The organism is Nocardia sp. NBC_01329, assembly GCF_035956715.1.
GTDB lineage: Bacteria > Actinomycetota > Actinomycetes > Mycobacteriales > Mycobacteriaceae > Nocardia.
In genome coordinates, this window is record NZ_CP108381.1 from 2081988 (window position 1) to 2101931 (window position 19944).

Below are 19944 nucleotides of genomic sequence, written 5' to 3' on the forward strand. Positions count from 1 at the left end.
GTGTCCCACTGACGGAATATCGCGGAATTGTTGCTCGCCGCCACAATGTGCCACCTGCGATTCGTATGCGGCGCGCCGTAGTCGACGCTTGTCGAATACGGCGGAATATGCCGATCATAATCGCGTGCTGATATCGGATGGGGTGATCGGGCTACGGCCGATCGAGGTGGCCGACGCCACCGCGCATCGGGCTGCCCGGAATCGGGAATCGGTACGGCGTACCGCGGGACCCGGAACTCCGAATGTGGTCGCCGATTTCGAGCGCTGCGCCGAGGAATGGGCGCAGGACGGTCCGTGTAAGACGTTCGGCGTCGTGGACGTCGTATCCCATACGCTGGCCGGGACCCTGGACCTCGCGGTCGAACAGGAATTCCTGGCGAAACGCCAGGCCGATATCGCCTACGGAATCTACGCACCGTGGCGCGGGCTCGCCGGCCGAAGTGTGGTCCTGGCGTGCCGATATCTGGCTCGCCACGATCTTGCCGACGAGGCGGTACTGCGTATCGATCCGGACAATACGGCGGCGATCGCACTGGCACACCGGCTCGGTTTCCATTACCACCACACCGTTGCCGATGCCGAGGGCCGGCTCGACTGGTTCATCCAAGCGATCTGATATTCAGGCGCCTTTCCGGGTTCGCTTCTGCGCTGTTTTGCGTGCTTTCGGCTCGGCTGCTTTTCGCGCCGTCGCTTTCCGGGGTGAGGATTTCCGCGTTTTCTTCGCCGGTTCGGACTCGCCCCCGGCTCCGCTGGCTTCCAGGCTGCGCTGTAGCGCGGCCACGAGATCGACGACTTCGGCGTCGGTCTCCGCCGCGGCCGCCTCGGGGCGTTCCGGTGCTTTCCCGTCCCCGCTGGCGACGGCCTCGTCCAGCAGGCGCTGGAGTTCGACCTGGTATTCGTCGGTGTACTGGTCGGGTTCGAAATCCTCCGACATCGATTCGACGAGCGTTTCGGCCATCTTGATCTCCTGGGGACGCGGCGCGGTGGCGTCCTCCAGGGATTCGAAGGAAACCGAGCGCACCTCGTCGGGCCACAACAGGGTCTGTAGCACCAGCATCCCGTCCCGTACCCGCATGGCCGCCAGCCTGGTCTTCTGGCGGAGCGTGAAATGCACGAGCGCGGTGCGGTCGATACGTTCGAGCGTGGCGGCCAGCAGCACGTACGCCTTCGGCGTGTTGGAATCCGGCTCCAGGTAGTACGTCTTGTCGTACAGGATGGGGTCGATCTGATCCGACGGTACGAATTGCAGAACCGGGATCTCGTGTTTCTCGGCCACCGGGAGTTTGGCGAAATCGTCGTCGTTGAGGACGACTTTCTCCCCGTCCGGCGATTCGTATTGTTTATCGATATCGGCGAATGCGACCGATTGCCCGCAGATGGTGCACACACGGTCGTATTTGATCCGGCCGCCGTCTTTGGCGTGGACCTGGTGAAATTTGATGTCGTGGTCCTCTGTGGCCGTGTAGACCTTCACCGGGACGTTCACCAGCCCGAACGCGATCGAGCCTTTCCAGATTGACCGCATCACTCCATGATGACCGAACTGGACGGCCGGGGCGAGAGCGGTCGCAGACCGAGTGTCGCCGCCGTGAGCCGGGCCCGGACGCCCGTCGGGAGTGCGAAAAACAGCCCGGACATGGCGGTGAGCGTGCCCGCCGGGTCGTCGCGGCGGGAGAGATAGGCGCGTTGCAGTTCGGTATCGAGGTCGAAGAAGGCGTCGAAGAAGCGGGGGATATCGGCCGGCGGCAGCGCCAGTAGCGCACGCAATCCGGCCCGGCGAAGCCGGTAGACCGTGTGGGCCGCGAGGGTCCAGCCCGAGCCGCCGGCGGCGACGGTATCGGCGGCCGACAGTGCGGCCGCGACGCTGTAGCCGGTGGCCGGATGCAGATATCCGCCCGCCGCGCCGAAGCGCCCGGCTCCGGGTCTACCACCGGTGACCGGGAAACGGACCCGCTCGATCGGTTCGTCGCCCCGCAGCGCGATACCGCGCGCCCGCAACCGGTGGTAAAGACGGCGGGCGAGTTCTTCCGGTGTGAGGGCGGGGGCACCCACCAGGCAGGTCTCCTCGTACAGGACGGTGTCACCCCCGAGTGGGACCGCGTACAGGAACGACGGTGGCGTGCCGGGATCCGCTCCGTTGTCCGGCCGCCAGTCCATGAACAGTGCGTCCGGCATCGGGTCGCCCGACAGCATGAGGCCGTAGGCGGTCTGTTCGGCGCGGCGCGGACGGCGCCGCAGTCCGCGCGCATCGACGACCCGTCCTGCCCGCAGGGCGCGGCCGCTGTCGAGCATGACCGTGTGCCGGTCCAGTGAAACCACCCGGCCGGGTACCACCGTGGCGCCGGTGAGATCGAGCGTTTGCTGGAGCAGGGCGGTGTCCAGCACCGAGTACGCGCGAGCGATGATGTGTTCGCGCAGGCCGTGGGCGCGCGGTGCGGTGACAGTGGCCGCGATGACGGAACGGTCCAGCCAGGCGGGCAGCTCATCGGACCAGACGGCGTAGGTCGCGCGCCAGCGACGCCGCGGATTCGGATCCACGGCGAGGACGGTCATCCCGCGAACCAGGCAGCGATGGGCGAGCGCGCGCCCGGCCGGCCCGAGCCCGCAGATGGCGATATCGGCGCTCACCGACGGATCGAAACACGGCAGCGTCATGAGGCGTACGCCGGGGTGGCTGTGATCATCGCCGGTTTGTGCGGCGGTCCGGAACAGTCGCCAGGGGCGAACGTGTTACGACTGGGTGAACCGACGACTTGGAAGGACCATCGATGACGAACGTGGAGGCGGCGCGGACCGCACCGGATACGAGGGCCGGGCGGCGCGCCTGGTTCGGTCTGGCCGTGCTCCTGCTGCCCGTGTTGCTGGTGTCCATGGATATGTCGGTGCTGTTCCTCGCGCTGCCCACCCTCACCGACGACCTCGATCCGACCGCCGCCCAGCAGTTGTGGATCCTCGACATATACGGATTCCTGATCGCGGGCCTGCTGATCACCATGGGGAACCTGGGTGACCGGATCGGCCGGCGCACCATACTCGTGGCGGGTGCGACCGTGTTCGGCATCGCCTCGGCTCTCGCGGCGTTCGCGCCCAGCGCCGAGGTGCTGATCGCGGCACGCGCGCTCATGGGTCTCGGCGGGGCCACCCTGCTGCCGTCGAGTCTTGCTCTGATCTCCAATCTCTTTCCGGACCGGCGGCAGCGCTCGACGGCCATCGGAGTGTGGACGGCGTTCTTCGCCGGCGGATCGGCCGTCGGGCCGATCATCGGAGGGGTCCTGCTGCACCATTTCTGGTGGGGTTCGGTGTTCCTGATCAATGTGCCGGTGCTGCTGGTCCTGCTCGTGTTCGCGCCCCTGCTGCTGCCCGAGCACCGAGCCACCGCACTGGGCCCGCTGGATCTGCCCAGCGTGATCCTGTCCATCGGCGGCATCCTGCCCGCGGTGTACGCGGTGAAACGCATCGCTGAATCCGGGCCCGATATCGAGGCGCTCGGCGGTGCCCTCGTCGGCGTGGCCGTTCTCGTCCTGTTCGTGCGCCGGCAGCGGCGGCTGGCCGATCCCTTGGTCGACCTGGCACTTTTCGCCCGGGCCCGGTTCTCGGTGGCCATCGGGTCGAGCACCGCGGCGATGATGTCGCTGGCCGGGCTCAGCTATCTGAGCAGTATCTGGCTGCAGTCGGTGACCGGGCGCGACCCGTTGCAGGCGGCCGTCCTGGGGATACCGATGGCCGTTACCGTGTTCATCTTCGCGGTGAACGGGGCAGCGGTGGGCCGGGTGCTCGGTGTGCGGTGGGCGTTCGTGGTGGCACTGGTGCTGGCCGCCGCCGGGAACCTGCTGGTGCTCGGGATCGGCGCCGACGGGGGCACGGGCTGGTATGTCGCCGGGTCGGCGATCGCCGGTATCGGCTATGGGATCGTGTTCACGCTGGTATCGGAGGTCGCGGTCGCTTCGGTGCCACCGGAACGAGCCGGTTCGGCCGTCGGGATCTCCGAAACCAGTTTCGAACTCGGGAACGCTCTCGGGCTGGCCCTGCTCGGCTCGCTCGCGGCGCTCGTCTTCCGCTCCGGTGGCGACTTCGCGCCGACCCTGGGCGAGACTGTCCACCACTACGCGTCCGATTCCGGACTGCTGGTGGCGGCGCGGGAATCCTTCGTCAACGGCGCGCACGCGTCCATCGCCGCCGGAGCCGGGGTGCTGCTGCTGATGGGGATCGTCGCCTTCGTGGTCGGCAGAGGAGAAGCGTCGGCGGGCTCGACGGCGACCGACCGGTGAGGGTGGCCGGCCGGCCGAGAGCCGGGCGGCCACCCGCGGATCACTGCGCCGGTGGGGTGCCGTACGGCGCGGCGGCGAAACCGTCCGCCGCGCCGATCGCTCCGCCGATGGCCGCGCCGGCGGCGGCCGCCGGAGCTGCGATCACCGCGTAGCCGATGGCCGCGCCGAGCACAGGGCCGATGACCAGGCCGATCGGCAGGAAGGGAATACCCGAGATGAATCCGGCGACTGCGCCGACCATGGCCGAGGTGCCGGCGATCGGCGAGGCCAGCGTATTGGCGACCGAGGCGCCGATCGCGGCCGAGCCGAGGGTCTGGGCGGCGATCCGGTCGGACCGGCTGCGCTCGACACCCACCGAATCCAGGAACGTCGCCAACTGCGCTTCGGTCTGGGCGGCGCCCGTGTTGATCTCACGCACGTCGAAGGGTGCGTCCATCTCGACATTCCCGATCCGCAGTTTGCCGGGTGGCGCTTCGATCGGCGCCACCGGTGCCACCGCCTCGGGTGCGTGCAATTCGCCCTGGGGCCCCAGATAGGTGTAGGTCGGAACCGGTCGTGTCGCGGGGGTGGGTGCCGGATCGGCGATCACGGCGGGTCGTGGAACCGCGGGCGCCGCGGGTGCGGCGTGGGTGAACGGTGCGGTGGCCGCGGTGATCGAGTCGGTGGCGGACCGGACGGCGCCGCGGGCCGCCTCCTGCACCGTGCCGGCGGCCGCGCCGAGCGGATCCACCGCAGCGATCGGGACCGGGAACAGCGCCGGTAACGCGGCGGGAATCGGGGATGACGCGGGTGGAGCGGGGAGTACCTCGGCATTGGCGGTGCCGGCGCCGATCAGTGTCGCGATGAGCGGGATCGCGCCCGCCGCGACGACCGATCCGGCAGCACGCCGGGATGTGCCGGTTGCCCTGTGCTTACCCATGGTCGCCTTTCTCCGGAAATTGTCGGTTTGCCAGACATTCGTTCCAGAGGGCGTCACGGATGGGTTCAACCTGTTCAGCCGCCTTGCATCAGTGGAATCTTCGGCCGGTTCCGGGCAGCGGCGTATCAGTTGGCCGACAGATCGCTGGTATGCCTGGTGTGGGGCAGGGCCAGGGGCATGTGGTTTACAGCGGGGGTAGTGGGCCGAACGGTTGGGTGGTGAAACCATCGGTCGCACCGTACGCGGCACCGATTGCCGCTCCGGCTATCGCCGCCGGAACCGTGACGATCCCGTAGGCGATGGTCGCGCCGAGCACGGGCCCGACGACGAGTCCGGTCGGGAGGAAAGGGAGCCCCACCACGAAACCCGCGACGGCACCGACCATCGCGAACGGGATGGCCACCGGTGCCGCGACCGCGGCACCGATCCCGGCGCCGATCAGGCCCGAGCTCATCGCCTGGGCGGCGACCCGGTCGGCCCGGCTGCGCTCGATCCCGGCCGAGTCCAGGAAGGCCGTCAGCTGTTCTTGTGTCCGGGCGGCACCGGCATTGAGTTCTCGTGTATCGAACGGCAGGGTCACCTCGAGGTCGCCGACCCGCAGCGTGCCGGGTGGCGCCTCGATCGGTGCGGCCGCGCGGGTGGATCCTGGCGCGTGCTCAGGCGCCGGGTATGTGTCCTCGGCGGGGGAGCGCGTTTCGGGCGTTGCCGCCGGTATCGGCGCCGCGGGCAGTTGGGCCCCGGGTACCGGGTGGGTGAACTGTGCGGTAGCCGCGTCGACGGCATCGGTCACCGCCTGGGTGGCCGCGCGGGTGGTCTCCTCGACCGCTCCGGCGACCGCACCCACCGGATCCCCGGCGGGATCCGGTGTGGGCGGGAACAGTCCGGCCGGTAGCGCAGGTAGCGGGGGGAGTGCCGACAGTACGGAAGGAACGGCAGGTGGCGGGGGTGGAACGGGGATCGCATCGGCGTGGGCGGTACCGGCGCCGATCAGAGTCGCGATGAGCGGGACGGCTCCCGCCGCGACGACCGATCCGGCAGCACGCCGGGACCGGACGGTTGTCCTGTGCTTACCCATGGTCGCCTCTCTTCGGAGATAATCTGTTTGCCAGATATTAGCTTCGGAGAGGTGCGGGATCGGGGAGGTCGGCCGGTTCAGCCGACTTTGCGATCGCCACCCGGTTTCTCGGGCGTGCCGGGGTCGACGGTTTCGGCTGTGACGGCCGGAGTGCCGGGAGAAGGAGCCGGCGGTCGGCGACCCGCCGCACCGCGCACGATCTCCTCGCCCTCTTCGCTGTCGCTGTAGACCGCCTCCAGTGCCAGCCGGGCGAAGATCCACTGCTCGGTCGCCGCCATCTGGCCGCGGGTGCGGCCGAGGAAGGTGACGAACCATTGGAAGATGGTGGTGATCCGGCTCCGGTAGCCGACCAGGTAGTACAGGTGCAGGCCCAGCCAGGCGAGCCAGGCGATGAATCCACCGAATTCCAGCTTGCCGACCTGGCAGACGGCGCTGAAACGCGAGATCGTCGCCATACTGCCCTTGTTGAAATAGCTGAACGGCTTGCGATCCTGCGCTGTCTGCTTACCGGCGAGCTCCGACCTGATCTGCTTCGCGGCATAGGTGGCGCCCTGGATGGCACCCTGGGCCTGCCCCGGCACCCCCGGCACCGACATCAGGTCGCCGACGACGAAGACGTTCGGATGCCCCTTCACAGTGAGATCGGGTTCCACCACGACTCGACCGGCCCGGTCCACCTCGGTGCCGTCGGACTGGTCGGCGAGCATCTTGCCCAGTGGGCTGGCCTGGACCCCGGCCGACCAGACCTTGCACGCCGATTCGATCCGGCGGCTGGTGCCGTCGGCGTCCTTCACAGTGACTCCGTGTGCGTCCACATCGGTGACCAGGGCGTTGAGCTGGATCTCCACCCCCATGGACTCCAGGCGCCGCTGGGCTTTTCCGCCCAGTTTCGGACCCATCGGTCCGAGGACCGCGCCCGCGCCCTCCACCAGGATCACCCGGGCATCGCGCGGATCGATGTTGTGGAAGGTCCCCTCCAATGTGCGGTCGGACAGTTCGGCGATCTGTCCGGCCAGTTCGACTCCGGTCGGCCCGGCGCCGACCACCACGAAGGAGAGCAGGCGGTCGCGTTCTTCCTGGGTCTGCGCCACTTCGGCCTGTTCGAAGGAGCCGAGGATGCGGCCGCGTAGTTCCAGGGCGTCGTCGATGGTCTTCATACCCGGGGCGAAGGTGGCGAACTGGTCGTTGCCGAAATACGACTGCTGGGCGCCGGTGGCCACGATCAGGCTGTCGTAGGCGGTCTCCGTCGATTCGCCGAGCAGCACCGAGGTGACGGTGCGTTTCTCCAGGTCGATCTCGGTGACCTCGCCCAGCTGTACCCGGGCGTTCTTCTGTTTACGCAGGACCAGCCGGGTAGCAGGTGCGATCTCGCCGACCGAAAGGATACCGGTGGCGACCTGGTAGAGCAGTGGCTGGAAGAGGTGGGTGGTGGTCTTGGAGATGAGGGTGACGTCGACATCGGCACGTTTGAGGTGTTTGGTGCCGAACAGGCCGCCGAAACCCGATCCGATCACCACGACGCGGTGCCGGCCGTTCCCAACAGGTTGCGTGCTCATGGTCGCTCCTCGCCGGCGATTCGCCGGTGCCCTGGTGATCATTTCCTGACAACGCACACGGTAGTAGCAGTACCCGTGGACGACACAGTTAGATGTCCGTTGTTCACCCGCGGTGGTGTGGCAACTCACCACGATAGCCATTGCGTCGTGGTCACGGCGGGAGGCGGGATGATACCGATTCGGTGGAAACAGCAGAGCCGATGCAACAAAGACAATACGATGGGTGCTGTCTCTCAGGAGGTTTCGCCATGGTCACCGTGGACCGTGTTGCCACGCCACGAGCGCGTGCGCGCACCGATACCGAGAATTCGGCGCTCATCGAGATTCCGCACCGAAGTATGGTCGACCGTCTGCTGCTGACAGTGCCCAGCCGGCCGCGGACACTGGCCACGCCACCCGACGGTAGCGATACCGTAGCCGTACGCGGTGATGCGGGCCTTCCGTATATGGGACGCACCTTCCACTACATGCGCTGGGGTCCGGCGGAGATGCTGGACAAATACCGCCGCTTCGGCCCGGTCAACATCAACAGCTCCATGGGTCTGGACCGAGTGTTCGCCGCCGGGCCCGAGGCGCTGGACGAGGTGCTCGGCCGCCGCCGCCGCGATTTCGGACAGGGCTGGGATTACTTCATCGGGCCGTTCTTCCGCCGCGGACTGCTCCTGCTCGAATTCGACGAGCACATGTTCCACCGCCGGATCATGCAGCAGGCATTCACCCGGGAACGCCTGGAGGCCCACCTCGCCGAACTCACCCCGGTGGTCCGCTCGAGCATCGGCCGCTGGGTGCCCGAGGGGCAGGGCGCGGCCCGTACCGTGCAGTTGTTCCCAGCGATCAAAGAACTCGCCCTCGATATCGCCGGTGAGACCTTCATGGCCGTCGAGGTCGGTGACCAGCGCAAGGAGCTCACCGACGCTTTCGTCGCCTGCACCCATGCCGGGCTGGCGATCGTGCGCCACAACGTGCCCGGAGGTAAGTGGCGCGCGGGGTTGCGCGGTCGCAAGGTGCTGGAGGACTACTTCACCGCGATGCTGCCCGCGAAGCGGCGCAGCGACGCACCCGATTTCTTCTCCGGCCTGTGTCACGCGCGGGCCGAAGACGGCTCGGTGTTCAGTGATGCCGACGTGGTCAACCATATGATCTTCCTGATCATGGCCGCCCATGACACCACCACGACCACCGCTACCGCCGTGGCCTACTACCTGGGCAAACATCCGGAATGGCAGCAGAAGGTGCGGGAGGAGGTGCTGGCACTGGATCTGGACAACCAGTCTCCGGCCATCGCCGATCTGGAATCGCTGCGCAGCCTCGATCTCGTCATGAAGGAGAGCCTGCGACTCATGCCGCCGGTGCCCGGAATGGTGCGCCGCGCCGTCCGCGATACCGAGATCCTCGGTCACTACATCCCCGCCGGAACACCTGTGGATCTCGGATATCAGGTCAACCATCTACTCGAAGAGCTCTGGACCGACCCCGAGGTCTTCGATCCGCTGCGGTTCTCCGAGGAACGGCGTGAGGACCGTTCGCACCGGCTCGCCTGGATGCCCTTCGGGGCCGGTTCGCACAAATGCATCGGGATGCACTTCGGCACCTTCGAGGTCAAGACGATCATCTCGGCGCTGGTGCGGGACTACGAGTGGAGCTTCCCGGAGACCTATCGGATGCCGTGGGGGTTCACCACGATCCCGTTCCCGCGCGACGACGCTCCGATGCAGTTGCGCCGGCTCGCCTGAGAGCGACTCGACTCACCCGGTACGTCGAGGCCGGAGACGAATCCGGGCCCCGTGTCGACACGGGGCCCGGAATTCTACGGTCGCGGTGATCAGCGTCCGGACAGCAGCTTCTCGGCGACGGTCGTATCGGTTTCGGCCCCGTCCTGGTAGCCGCCCTCGTTGTTCATCGCTGTCATGATCGCCAGCGTGTAGCGCTCTCCCGGTCCGGCGAAACCGACCGAGTTCACCACCCAGCCGCCCTGCTCCTCGGACCAGCCGTTCTTCAGGCCCGGCCGCATGGCCGCGCCGGCCCCCCATACGCCCCAGTGCTGATTGGAATCGACCCGGCGCATGAGATCGAGCAGGTAGCCGCGATCGTCGGGGTGCATCCGGTCCAGTACATTCGACATGAGCCGATCCAGATCCGCGGCGGTCGTCTTCTGGAAACCCCAGTTGGGACGGCCGTTGGGCGAAGGCTCGGGCCGGAGACTGGTCATTCCGTTCGCCCGGAACGCGTTGTTGAACGCTTGGCCGTCGAAGCCGGAATGCTTGTTCCACAGGATGTCGGTGGCCTGGTCGTTGGAGGTGGACATCATCTGCTCCATGAGCCGACGGTCCTCCGGCGGCAACGTGATCGCGCCGACGCGGGCGCGATTGAGCAGATCAGAGGCGATGGCGAGTTTGATGGTGGATGCGGTCCACACCATATCCTCGGCATGCGGACTCGCGTACACCGCGCCGGTCTGCCGGTCTCTCAGGACGTAACCGGTCACTCCCGGGCGGGTGTCGAGGTACGAGTTCACGGACTCGACACGGGCGGCCAGATCGCAATCGAATCCGTTCGCGCAACCTTGGGTGTGGGCATGCGGGACGGCATCGGCCGAGGGCATACCGGAGGGCACACCGGCGAACAGGATCGCGGCGGCGGCCAGGACAGTGGCGGGTGCGGCCACGCGGGGAGCCGCACCGGTGAGCTGGGGGTAACGCACGAGGGAACACCTTGTCATATCGGCGCTCTGCGCGCACGTTTTCCCGGACTGCTAGCGGACCGGCGCGGTGGCCTTCAGTGCGGCGGCGGCGCGGCCGTTGAGGCGGTAGCAGTGTTCGAATGCTTCGGTGTGTTGATCGCGTGGCCACGAGTGCAGAACGACGGTGCGTCCGTAGTGCCGGGAGTTGACGAGCTCCCACCTGTCACCGGACCGGCGGACGGTGAATCCGTCTTTCGGTATCAAGGGCACAACCAGCGCTTTCATCGGCGCGAACCAGCCTTTCGTGCGGTAACCGTTCCTCCCGGAGTTGCACTGTGACACAGTGCGTGCGCGAGATCCCGGCCATACGACCGCGTGTCGGTGACTCATGTGCGCTAAATCACTGTGCGCTTCAATGGACTATCCGGTAAATGCCATTGGCGCTAGGGGCATTCGGGTGATGATCCGCTGTCCGCGACCTGTCCGGTCTGTCGTGGGGCCTTGGCGAGCGGTGTCGGACAGCGGGCGTATAAACGGGTGGACGATGCGCCCGCCCGAGTTGTGCGGATGCGACCGAGGACGGTGATCGGAACCGAGCGAAAGGGCGGAGATGCCGCTGCACATCCACCGTGCCGAGCGCACGGAAACGCTGGTGGCCGCGCTGGCCGGGATGCTCGCCGACCCGCTGCCCGATCCGTTCACTGCCGAAGTGGTCGCGGTTCCCGCCAAAGGGGTGGAACGCTGGCTGACACAGCAACTCTCGGAAGTGCTGGGAGCTTCCGATGCCGGCGGCGACGGGATCGCGGCGAATATCCGGTTCCCCGCGCCGGGCGCGCTGGTCGAAGAGATATCCACACGGATCGGCGGACTCGCCCCGCCCGACGATCCGTGGTCGCCCGACCGTACGGTCTGGCGGCTGCTGCGGGTGATAGACGAATCGGTACACGAACCGTGGTGCGCCGTCCTCGCCCGGCATCTCGGGCTGGATCCCGGCGGATCGGCCGATGATCCCGAACCCGTCCGGGACGAGGGCGGGCCCGCTGCGATAGCCGATCATCGGCGCGGACGCCGATACGCGACCGCTGCCCGGCTGGCGGCATTGTTCGAGGGGTACGCGGTCCAGCGCCCCGGCCTGATCGCCGAATGGTCGGCGGGCGCCGATACCGATGGCACCGGTCGCCCGCTGCCCGATGATCTGGTCTGGCAGCCGGCGCTGTGGCGGCGGTTGCGCGACGCGGTCGGTGCCCCCGACCCGGCCGAGCGCCTCGCGCTCACCTGCGCGCGGCTGCGGGCGGAACCGGGGGCGGTGGATCTCCCGGCTCGGCTGTCCCTTTTCGGCGCGACCCGGCTGCCCGCCGCCCATCTGGCGGTGTTCACCGCGCTGGCCCAACACCGCGATCTGCATCTGTGGCTGGCCCATCCGAGTCCGGTCATGTGGGACTCGTTGGTCGGTTTCGCTCCGAAAGAGCGACGGGTGGAAGATGTTTCGGCCACTCGGGTTCGTCATCCGCTGTTGGCGGGGTTGAGCCGCGATATCCGGGAACTCCAGCTGCGCCTGCCCGCGCCCGCCACCGATATCCGGTACCCGGAGAACGGCTCGCCCGCGCGGGGTGCCATCGGCGGCCGGGCGGTCCACGCCGACAAAGCTTCCGGCAGCGACGAAGGTCCGGCGACACTGCTGGAATATGTGCAGCGCGGCATCCGCGACGACCACTGGCCGCCCGCGCCGGAGGAGTGCGGCGCGGACGGCAGTGTGCAGGTGCACGCCTGTCACGGCCCGGTCCGGCAGGTGGAGGTACTGCGCGAGTGTCTGCTCGGGCTCTTCGCCGCCGACCGTTCCCTCGAGCCACGCGATGTGCTCGTCATGTGCCCGGAGGTGGAGACCTTCGCTCCGTTGCTCCGCGCCGCGTTCGGGCATCCCGCAGTGGTGGGTGCCGAATCCCGCGCCGGGGCCGGGCATCCGGGCCATCGACTGCGGGTGCGCCTCGCCGACCGCGGCCGGGCGGTGACCAATCCGCTGCTGGCTGTGATCGTGACACTGCTGGAACTCGCTCGTAGCCGGGTCACCGTCACCGAGGTACTGGACCTCGCGGCCTACGAGCCGGTCCGGCGTGCGTGTGGATTCGACGACGACGATATCGAACGAATGCGGGAGTGGGCCGTCGAGGCCGGCGCCCGGTGGGGGATCGGCAGACGGCAGCGCCACGCCTTCGGTCTCGGCGATTTCGAGCAGAACACTGTGAACGCGGCGGTGGACCGGATCCTGCTCGGTGTGACAGCCGACGAGAGTTCGCGGGGCTGGCTGGATCGGGTGCTGCCGCTCGACGATGTGGACAGCAACGATATCGATCTGGCGGGCCGGTTCGCCGAGTACATCGACCGGCTTGCCTCGGTGCTGCGGGATCTGCAGGGGCCGGCGCCTGCCGCGCAGTGGTCGGCCGTACTCGACCGGGCGCTCGATCTGCTGACCGATGTGCCCGAGTCACAGGCCTGGATCCGCACCGAGGCACGCCGCGAACTGGCCTCCGCCACCGCCCATGCCGGCGAGGTGGAGTTGCGGCTCGCCGATATCACCGGCTTGCTGCAGGGCCGGCTCGCGGCCGCCCCGACCCATGCCAATTTCCGCACTGGGGAACTCACCGTGTGCACGATGACCCCGATGCGGTCGGTCCCGCATCGAGTGGTGGTGCTGCTGGGTGTGGACGATGACGTCTTCCCCCGCGGTGCGGGTATCGACGGAGACGAGGTGCCGGCCCGCGAACCCCTGCTGGGCGAGCGCGATCCGCGATCCGAGGACCGCCAGATCCTACTGGACGCGATCACCGCCGCCCGTGACACTTTGGTGATCGTTCACACCGGCGCCGATCCCGTCACCGGCGCCTATCGGCCGCCCGCGGTTCCGGTCGCCGAACTCCTGGATGTGCTGCGCGCACACGTCGGGGCCGCGGATATGGCGGAGGTACTCACCCGTCATCCCCTGCAGGCGCACGACCCCCGCAACTTCGCCGCCGACCGGCCGTTCGGTTTCGATACCGTCGCTTTCGCGGGGGCCCGGGCGATCACCGGAGCACTCGTTGCCCCACCGCGACTGTTCGCCGGGAACCTGCCCGGCGCCGAGACCACCGAGGTCGGGCTGGCGGAGCTCATCGCCTTCCTGGAACATCCGGTGCGCGGCTTCCTGTGGCAGCGGCTGGGTGTGCGGGTCCCCGACCAGGAGGACGATATCGCCGACCGGCTCCCCATCGAGTTCGGCGGACTCGACACCTGGGCGCTCGGTGAACGAATGCTCGCAGCGCGGTTGGCCGGTGCCGATCCGGCCGAACTGCGCGCCGCGGAATGGCGGCGCGGGACCCTGCCCCCGGCCGAGCTCGGCCGGGGCGTGCTCGACCAGGTCGAACGCACCGTCGAAACCCTGGTCCGCGCGGCCGGTCCCGACTACGCGCAATCGCCGCGCGATATCGATATCGCGCTCGACCTGGGCGCGGGTCGCCGCCTCACCGGCACTGTCGCCGATGTACGCGGCGAGCTGCTGGTGCGCACCACGTATTCGCGGGTCGCGCCGAAACACCGGATCGCGGCGTGGGTTTCGCTGCTGGCGCTGGCCGGCACCGAGGAGCGCTCGTGGCGGGCCGCGGTCACCGGCCGGGGACGGTTCCCCACTCCGGCGTGGCGCGCCGAACTCACCGCCCCCGGTGCGGCCGATGCGATGACGATGCTGCGCACGCTGGTCGCGCTGCGCGATACCGGCCTCACCGAACCGCTGCCCATTCCCACCGCGACCACCGCCGCCTACGCCGAAGCGCGGTACCGGCGGCTCACGCCGGAGGAGGCGATCGTCGCCGCCGAACGGGAGTTCGGCGGTGGTGACAAGACCAAGGATTTCGCCGAGCACACCGACCGTAATCTGCGCTACGTCTGGGGTCCGGCGCCGGACCTCCGTGATCTCACGGCAACGCCCGCGCCCGCCGGGGAGCCGGTCGAGAACACCCGTTTCGGGTCGATCGCCCGCCGGCTGTGGGTGCCGCTGCTGCGCGCCGAACAGCAGGGGGCCCCGTGACCGCAGGACACGCGCGCAACCGTGGGACGGAGCAACAGTGACGATCACGACCACGGTGGCCGCTCCGGAAGTACCGGGCAACGCTTTCGAACTGTGCGGCCCGTTGCCCGAGGGCACCACTGTGCTGGAGGCGAGCGCGGGTACCGGTAAGACCTACGCGATCGTCGGTCTCGCCGTCCGCTATGTCGCCGAGGCCGGAGTGGATATCTCCCGCCTGCTGCTGGTCACCTTCAGTCGCGCCGCGACCCAGGAACTGCGCGAACGCACCCGCGACCGGTTCGTCGCCGTTGCCGCCGCACTCGCCGATCCGGGCACCGCCCGCACTTCCTCCGACGAACTCGTCCGTTATCTCGCCGCGGCCGATCCGGAGGAGGTACGCGCGCGCCGGACCCGATTGCGCGCCGCCCTCTCGGATTTCGACGCCGGGGTCATCGCCACCACCCACAGTTTCTGCCAGCGCATGCTGGCCGAGCTGGGTCTGGCCGGTGATCACGACCCCGGGGCCCGTTTGGTGGAAGAGGCCGATGAACTGATCCGGACCGTCGTCGACGATCTGTACCTGAGCCGCTACGCGCGCACGCCGGCGCCGTTCTCGGTGAAACAGGCCCAGCGGTTCGCCGCGGCGGCGGTCCGCGATCGGCAGGCCCGGCTGGCCCCCGATACCGACGATGCCTCGGCACAGCGCATCGCTTTCGCGGCTGCGGTACGGGCGGAGACCGAACGTCGTAAACGTCTCGCGGGCTTGCGCGATTTCGACGATCTGCTGGTGTTGCTCCGCGATATCCTCGCCGATCCGGCGCGCGGCCCGGCCGCGTGCCGGCGTATCCGCGACCGCTACCGGGTGGTGCTGGTCGACGAGTTCCAGGACACCGATCCACTCCAGTGGGAGATCCTGCGCAGGGCCTTCCACGGTTACCGTCCGCTGGTACTGGTGGGCGACCCCAAACAGGCGATCTATGCGTTCCGGGGCGCCGAGGTGCTGAGCTATCTGGACGCGGTCGGGCATGCCGGCGCGCGCCGCGAACTCACCACGAACAGGCGCAGCGATGCCGGCCTGCTCGCTGCGCTCGAACATCTGCTCGGTGGTGCGGCACTGGGTCATGACGAGATCGTGGTGCCCGCGGTGACGCCGACACAGCCTCGGTCCCGGTTGCGCGGCCCGGCCGAAGTGATCACTCCGCTGCGGTTGCGTTGCCTCCCACGTACCGGCGCCGGCCACCGCGGTGTTTCCGGATTCCCGAACATTCATCGGCAGCGGGCGCGCGTCGCGGCCGATCTGGCAGCCGATATCGTCGGTCTTCTCGAATCCGGCACCGTCGTGGCGGATTCGCCGCGCGCCCGACCTGGTGAGCACACCGCGGAGATCATTTCGGCCGAGGAGCCGGAACGGCCGATAGGGCCCGGCGATATCGCCGTGCTGGTCCGTACCCATACTCAGCTGGAAGTGGTGCGGTCCGCGCTCGAACGAGCCGGTGTTCCCGTGGTCCTGGCGAGCGGCAGCAGTATCTTCGCGACCCGTAGCGCCACCGATTGGCTGTGGGTGCTCCGGGCTCTGGAGCAGCCGCATCGTGCGGACCGGGTACGCCTGGCCGCGCTCACCCCCCTGTTCGGGTACACCGGCGCCGAACTCGACACCGGGGGAGCGGATCTGGTGGGGCGGGTCAGTGCCGAACTGCGCGATGCGGCGCGGTTGTTCGCCCGTGCCGGGTTCGCCGCCGTCTTCGACGAGCTCGCCACCGGCACTCGGCTGGCACCGCGACTGCTCGCCGTGGAACACGGCGAACGCCGGCTCACCGATATACGGCATATCGCCCAGCTGCTGGACGAGGTCTCGGTCACCGAGGGGCTGGGTCTCACCGCGCTGACCCGGTGGCTGGCCGACCGTGTGCGCGAGCCCACGTCGGGATCGGTCCCCGGCCGGGGCCGGCGCCTGGACCGCGATATCACGGCCGTGCAGATCGCGACCGTACACGCCAGCAAGGGCCTCGAATTCCCCGTCGTCTACCTGCCGTTCGCCTGGGACAGCTCCGCGGATCCCAGACCCGCCACCCTGTTGATGCACGACGGCGACGTCCGGGTGCTGGATATCGGCGGCCCGGATGCCCCGGGATACAACGCGCGCAAGGAACGTGCCGACAGCGAATCCGCGGGTGAGGAACTGCGGCTGTGCTACGTGGCACTGACCCGGGCGTGCTGCCAGGTTGTCGCCTGGTGGGCGCCTTCGTTCGGGACCGCGATCGCACCGCTGCACCGGCTGCTGTTCGGCCGCACACCGGACGCGGCGCAACCGAGCGCCCGGGCCGCGGTCGCCGAGGACAGCGTTGTGGTCGATCGGCTCCGTGCCTGGGCGGCCGGTGCGGGCGAGTCGATCTCGGTGACCGCCGCCGACCCTGCCGCCGAGCCCCCCGTATTCCGTCCCTGGACCGATTCCGGATCGGGGGCCCTGGCCGTGGCCACCTTCGATCGTGATATCGACGAGTACTGGCGGCGCACCTCCTATTCGGCGCTCACGGCCACTGCTCACCTGATCGCACCGGAGTCCGAACCGGAGGATGCGCCGGGCCCCGCCGACGAACCCGAAGTCCCCGCACCGCTCGCCGAACCCGGACCGGGGGCGTCATCGCTGATGAACGACCTGCCCTACGGTGCGGAATTCGGGACCCTCGTGCACGAGGTGCTGGAGCGGGTGGATACCGATGCTTCCGACCTGGCGGTAGAAGTGCGGGCCCGTTGCGCCGAATCGATCGGTGAGATGCTCTCCGCCGCCGACCCGGATCTGCTGGCGAAGGCACTGGTGGAGGTCCTGCGAACCCCGATCGGATTCGGCGCCCTCGCCGATATTCCGAGCCGGGACCGATTGTGCGAACTGGAATTCGAACTTCCGCTGGCCGGTGGTGATACTCCAGCCGGTTCGGCCGCCACCCTGCGCGCGATCGCCGGCGCCGTGCGCGCGCACCTGGACCCCGGCGACGATTTCTATGCCTACGCCGACGAACTCGACACCCTCGACGATATTCCGTTACGCGGGTACCTGACCGGCAGTATCGACGCGGTACTGCGCAGCCCGGACCAGCGCTGCGTGGTCGTGGACTACAAGACGAACCGTCTGGGCACCGGCGATCTCACGGTCGCCCACTACACCCGCGACCGGATGATCGCGGAGATGATCCGGTCGCACTATCCGCTGCAGGCACTGCTGTACTCGGTCGCGTTGCACCGGTACCTGCGCTGGCGACTGCCCGGTTACGACCCCGCGGTGCATCTCGGCGGGATCCGCTACCTCTTCGTCCGCGGGATGATCGGCCCCGGAACCCCGGCGGGGGCCGGGGTGTTCGACTGGACCCCGCCTCCCGGCCTGATCATCGCTTTGTCGGACCTGCTCGCCGGAGGTGCTTCGTGATACCCATCCGGGTGGCGCAGCGCGGGACCGGCATGCTGCGCGAATTCAACGAGGCGGGAGTGCTCTCGGCCGCCGATGTGCATGTGGCCGAACGGCTGGGCAGGCTCGGCGGGGAGGACCGCGAGTTGGTACTGTTCGCCGCCGCACTGGCGGTGCGCGCGGTGCGGTCGGGATCGGTATGCCTGGATCTCACCCGTATGCGTGAGATCGGTGTGGACGCCGACGCGGAACGCCCGGAACTATTGGTGGATCCCGCGGAGTTGCCGTGGCCCGAGGAGGCACGGGTAATCGAGGAACTGCGGGAGAGTCCGCTGGTGCTGGGTGGCCCGAACGGGCCGTTGCGTCCGCTCCGGCTCACCGACCCGTCTCGTCCGGGGACCGGCCCGCTGCTCTACTTGGATCGCTATTACCAGCAGGAACAGATCATCCGGCGGGTACTCACCGCCCGCGCCGCCGACCATCCGCAGACCGATCCGGCCGTGGTGCGTCGCGAACTCGACCGTCTGTTCGGCCCGCCGGAGACCACCGTCGACCGGCAGCGCATCGCCGCCGCGCTTGCCGCCACCCACTGGACCACGGTTGTCGCGGGCGGCCCCGGAACCGGTAAGACACACACCATCGCCCGGATCCTCGCGCTGCTCGTGGCCCAGCACGCTGCCGATCCCGGGAACGGTGGCGTGCCGCCGCGGATCGCGCTGGCTGCTCCCACGGGTAAGGCAGCCGCCCGGCTGCAGGAGGCTGTCCGGGATCAGGCGCCCGCCCTGGGCCTGCCGGAGTTGTCCGCCGCGACGCTGCACCGGCTGCTGGGCTGGCAGCGCGGCCGGACCACCCGGTTCCGCTATCACGAACACAACCGGCTGCCCTACGACGTGGTGGTCGTCGACGAGACATCCATGGTTTCGCTGACCATGATGAGCAGGCTGCTGGCGGCGCTGCGGCCCGATACCCGGCTCGTCCTGGCCGGTGATCCGGATCAGCTCGCCTCGGTCGACGCCGGCGCGGTGCTCGCCGACCTGGTGGCGGCACCCTTTCCCGGGACCGCCGACCCTTCCTTCGAGGAGGTGCTCGGTGCCGAACTCACGGCGGCCGGGGAAACCGGGGCGGCAATCGCCGACCGGGCAGATAGCGAAACTCTCACCGAATCGGAACGGACCCGGTTGCGTGGCGGTATCGTCCGGCTGACGCGGGGCCGCCGGTTCGGTGGCCGGATCGCCGATCTCGCGGTCGCCGTTCGGGCGGGCGAAACCGACGCCGCTCTGGAACTGCTGCGGGCGGGCGGCGATATGCTCGAGTTGCTCGGTCCGGATGAAATCGCCGCTGTCCGGGCCGATGTCGTCGCCACCGCGCAGGAGGTCACCACGGCGGCACGCGCCGGCGATGCCGCCGCCGCCCTCGCCGCCTTCGAATCGCACCGTCTGCTGTGTGCTCACCGCAGGGGCCCGTACGGGGTCGAGCAGTGGGACCGCGCGGCGGCCGAATGGGCCGCGATGGCGGGCTCGGGGCCGGAGAACCGGTACGGCACCTGGTATCCCGGGCAGCCACTGCTGGTGACCGCCAACGATCACGAGGCCCGGATCTACAACGGTGACACCGGGGTGGTGGTCTCCCGCCCGGACGGGTCGCTGCGGGTGGCACTGCAGCGCGGAGATGAGCCATATCTGGTTCACCCCACTCAGTTCCCCGCGGTCGTCACAGTTTTCGCGATGACCATCCATCGCAGCCAGGGCAGTCAGTACGACGCGGTGACCATCGTCCTACCGGAGCCGGGATCGAGCCTGCTCACCCGCGAACTTCTCTACACCGCGATCACCCGTGCACGCCGGCATGTGCGCATCATCGGGACCGAGGCGGCCATTCGCGCGGCGATCGACCGGCACGTCCTCCGCGCCAGCGGCCTGAGCTCCGACGATGCGGTACCGGTGCCGGCCGGTGCCGAGAGCTAGATCCGGCGCCGTGAGCTGATGAGGAGCGGGCTCCACCGAGCACGGC

13 protein-coding genes are annotated in these 19944 nt (G+C 68.7%); 6 read left to right on the forward strand and 7 right to left on the reverse strand.

The features are described from left to right. Nucleotides 1-124 precede the first annotated feature (124 nt). Nucleotides 125-616, forward strand: coding sequence for a GNAT family N-acetyltransferase (locus tag OG405_RS09770; protein WP_327151296.1), 492 nt, complete (start codon nucleotides 125-127; stop codon nucleotides 614-616). Nucleotides 617-619: 3 nt separating this feature from the next. Here the strand turns inward: OG405_RS09770 and ku are convergent, their stop codons facing one another. Both ku and OG405_RS09780 read right to left on the reverse strand, forming a co-directional pair. After that, on the reverse strand, nucleotides 620-1525 hold the full coding sequence (ku, locus tag OG405_RS09775; RefSeq protein ID WP_327151297.1) for a non-homologous end joining protein Ku: 906 nt from the start codon (nucleotides 1523-1525) through the stop codon (nucleotides 620-622). Then, nucleotides 1525-2655, reverse strand: a complete 1131-nt coding sequence (locus OG405_RS09780; protein ID WP_327151298.1) for a lycopene cyclase family protein — start codon at nucleotides 2653-2655, stop codon at nucleotides 1525-1527. Before OG405_RS09780 ends, ku begins: the two co-directional genes overlap by 1 nt. A gap of 113 nt (nucleotides 2656-2768) precedes the next feature. On the opposite strand from OG405_RS09780, the gene OG405_RS09785 reads away from it, so the two are divergent. Further along, a complete protein-coding gene (locus OG405_RS09785) occupies nucleotides 2769-4268 on the forward strand; it encodes an MFS transporter (protein WP_327151299.1) in 1500 nt (499 codons plus the stop codon). Between the two features lie 40 nt (nucleotides 4269-4308). On the opposite strand, the gene OG405_RS09790 is transcribed toward OG405_RS09785, so the two are convergent. From OG405_RS09790 to OG405_RS09800, 3 genes are all read right to left on the reverse strand, one after another. Then, nucleotides 4309-5187 carry a hypothetical protein gene (locus tag OG405_RS09790; RefSeq protein ID WP_327151300.1) on the reverse strand — a complete coding sequence of 293 codons (879 nt, stop codon included), beginning with the start codon at nucleotides 5185-5187 and terminating at the stop codon, nucleotides 4309-4311. A 184-nt stretch (nucleotides 5188-5371) separates the two neighbouring features. Beyond that, nucleotides 5372-6262 (reverse strand): hypothetical protein, encoded by an 891-nt coding sequence (locus OG405_RS09795; protein ID WP_327151301.1) that lies wholly within the window; start codon nucleotides 6260-6262, stop codon nucleotides 5372-5374. Nucleotides 6263-6339: 77 nt separating this feature from the next. After that, nucleotides 6340-7818, reverse strand: a complete 1479-nt coding sequence (locus tag OG405_RS09800; RefSeq protein ID WP_327151302.1) for an NAD(P)/FAD-dependent oxidoreductase — start codon at nucleotides 7816-7818, stop codon at nucleotides 6340-6342. Nucleotides 7819-8066: 248 nt separating this feature from the next. Between OG405_RS09800 and OG405_RS09805 the strand changes: the two genes are divergently transcribed. After that, complete coding sequence (locus OG405_RS09805; protein WP_327151303.1) at nucleotides 8067-9551, forward strand: cytochrome P450; 1485 nt, start codon at nucleotides 8067-8069, stop codon at nucleotides 9549-9551. Nucleotides 9552-9640: 89 nt separating this feature from the next. Here the strand turns inward: OG405_RS09805 and OG405_RS09810 are convergent, their stop codons facing one another. Together OG405_RS09810 and OG405_RS09815 are read right to left on the reverse strand one after the other, a co-directional pair. Beyond that, nucleotides 9641-10519 (reverse strand): serine hydrolase, encoded by an 879-nt coding sequence (locus OG405_RS09810; protein ID WP_327151305.1) that lies wholly within the window; start codon nucleotides 10517-10519, stop codon nucleotides 9641-9643. Between the two features lie 51 nt (nucleotides 10520-10570). Continuing rightward, nucleotides 10571-10783 carry a hypothetical protein gene (locus OG405_RS09815; protein ID WP_327151306.1) on the reverse strand — a complete coding sequence of 71 codons (213 nt, stop codon included), beginning with the start codon at nucleotides 10781-10783 and terminating at the stop codon, nucleotides 10571-10573. A gap of 325 nt (nucleotides 10784-11108) precedes the next feature. On the opposite strand from OG405_RS09815, the gene recC reads away from it, so the two are divergent. Genes recC through recD form a run of 3 tightly spaced genes read left to right on the forward strand, consistent with a single transcriptional unit; the run spans nucleotide 11109 to nucleotide 19898 of the window. Continuing rightward, nucleotides 11109-14555 carry an exodeoxyribonuclease V subunit gamma gene (gene recC, locus OG405_RS09820; protein WP_327151307.1) on the forward strand — a complete coding sequence of 1149 codons (3447 nt, stop codon included), beginning with the start codon at nucleotides 11109-11111 and terminating at the stop codon, nucleotides 14553-14555. Nucleotides 14556-14592: 37 nt separating this feature from the next. After that, nucleotides 14593-17955, forward strand: a complete 3363-nt coding sequence (locus tag OG405_RS09825) for a UvrD-helicase domain-containing protein (RefSeq protein ID WP_327151308.1) — start codon at nucleotides 14593-14595, stop codon at nucleotides 17953-17955. Beyond that, on the forward strand, nucleotides 17952-19898 hold the full coding sequence (gene recD, locus OG405_RS09830; protein WP_327151309.1) for an exodeoxyribonuclease V subunit alpha: 1947 nt from the start codon (nucleotides 17952-17954) through the stop codon (nucleotides 19896-19898). Before OG405_RS09825 ends, recD begins: the two co-directional genes overlap by 4 nt. Nucleotides 19899-19944 lie beyond the last annotated feature (46 nt).

Excerpts from the sequence above, each read along its gene's own strand:
- OG405_RS09815 (WP_327151306.1), bottom strand. The coding sequence starts at position 10,783 with ATGAAAGCGCTGGTTGTGCCCTTGATACCGAAAGACGGATTCACCGTC.
- OG405_RS09805 (WP_327151303.1), top strand. The coding sequence starts at position 8,067 with ATGGTCACCGTGGACCGTGTTGCCACGCCACGAGCGCGTGCGCGCACC.
- OG405_RS09780 (WP_327151298.1), bottom strand. The coding sequence starts at position 2,655 with ATGACGCTGCCGTGTTTCGATCCGTCGGTGAGCGCCGATATCGCCATC.
- OG405_RS09790 (WP_327151300.1), bottom strand. The coding sequence starts at position 5,187 with ATGGGTAAGCACAGGGCAACCGGCACATCCCGGCGTGCTGCCGGATCG.
- OG405_RS09785 (WP_327151299.1), top strand. The coding sequence starts at position 2,769 with ATGACGAACGTGGAGGCGGCGCGGACCGCACCGGATACGAGGGCCGGG.
- ku (WP_327151297.1), bottom strand. The coding sequence starts at position 1,525 with ATGCGGTCAATCTGGAAAGGCTCGATCGCGTTCGGGCTGGTGAACGTC.
- OG405_RS09800 (WP_327151302.1), bottom strand. The coding sequence starts at position 7,818 with ATGAGCACGCAACCTGTTGGGAACGGCCGGCACCGCGTCGTGGTGATC.
- OG405_RS09795 (WP_327151301.1), bottom strand. The coding sequence starts at position 6,262 with ATGGGTAAGCACAGGACAACCGTCCGGTCCCGGCGTGCTGCCGGATCG.
- recC (WP_327151307.1), top strand. The coding sequence starts at position 11,109 with ATGCCGCTGCACATCCACCGTGCCGAGCGCACGGAAACGCTGGTGGCC.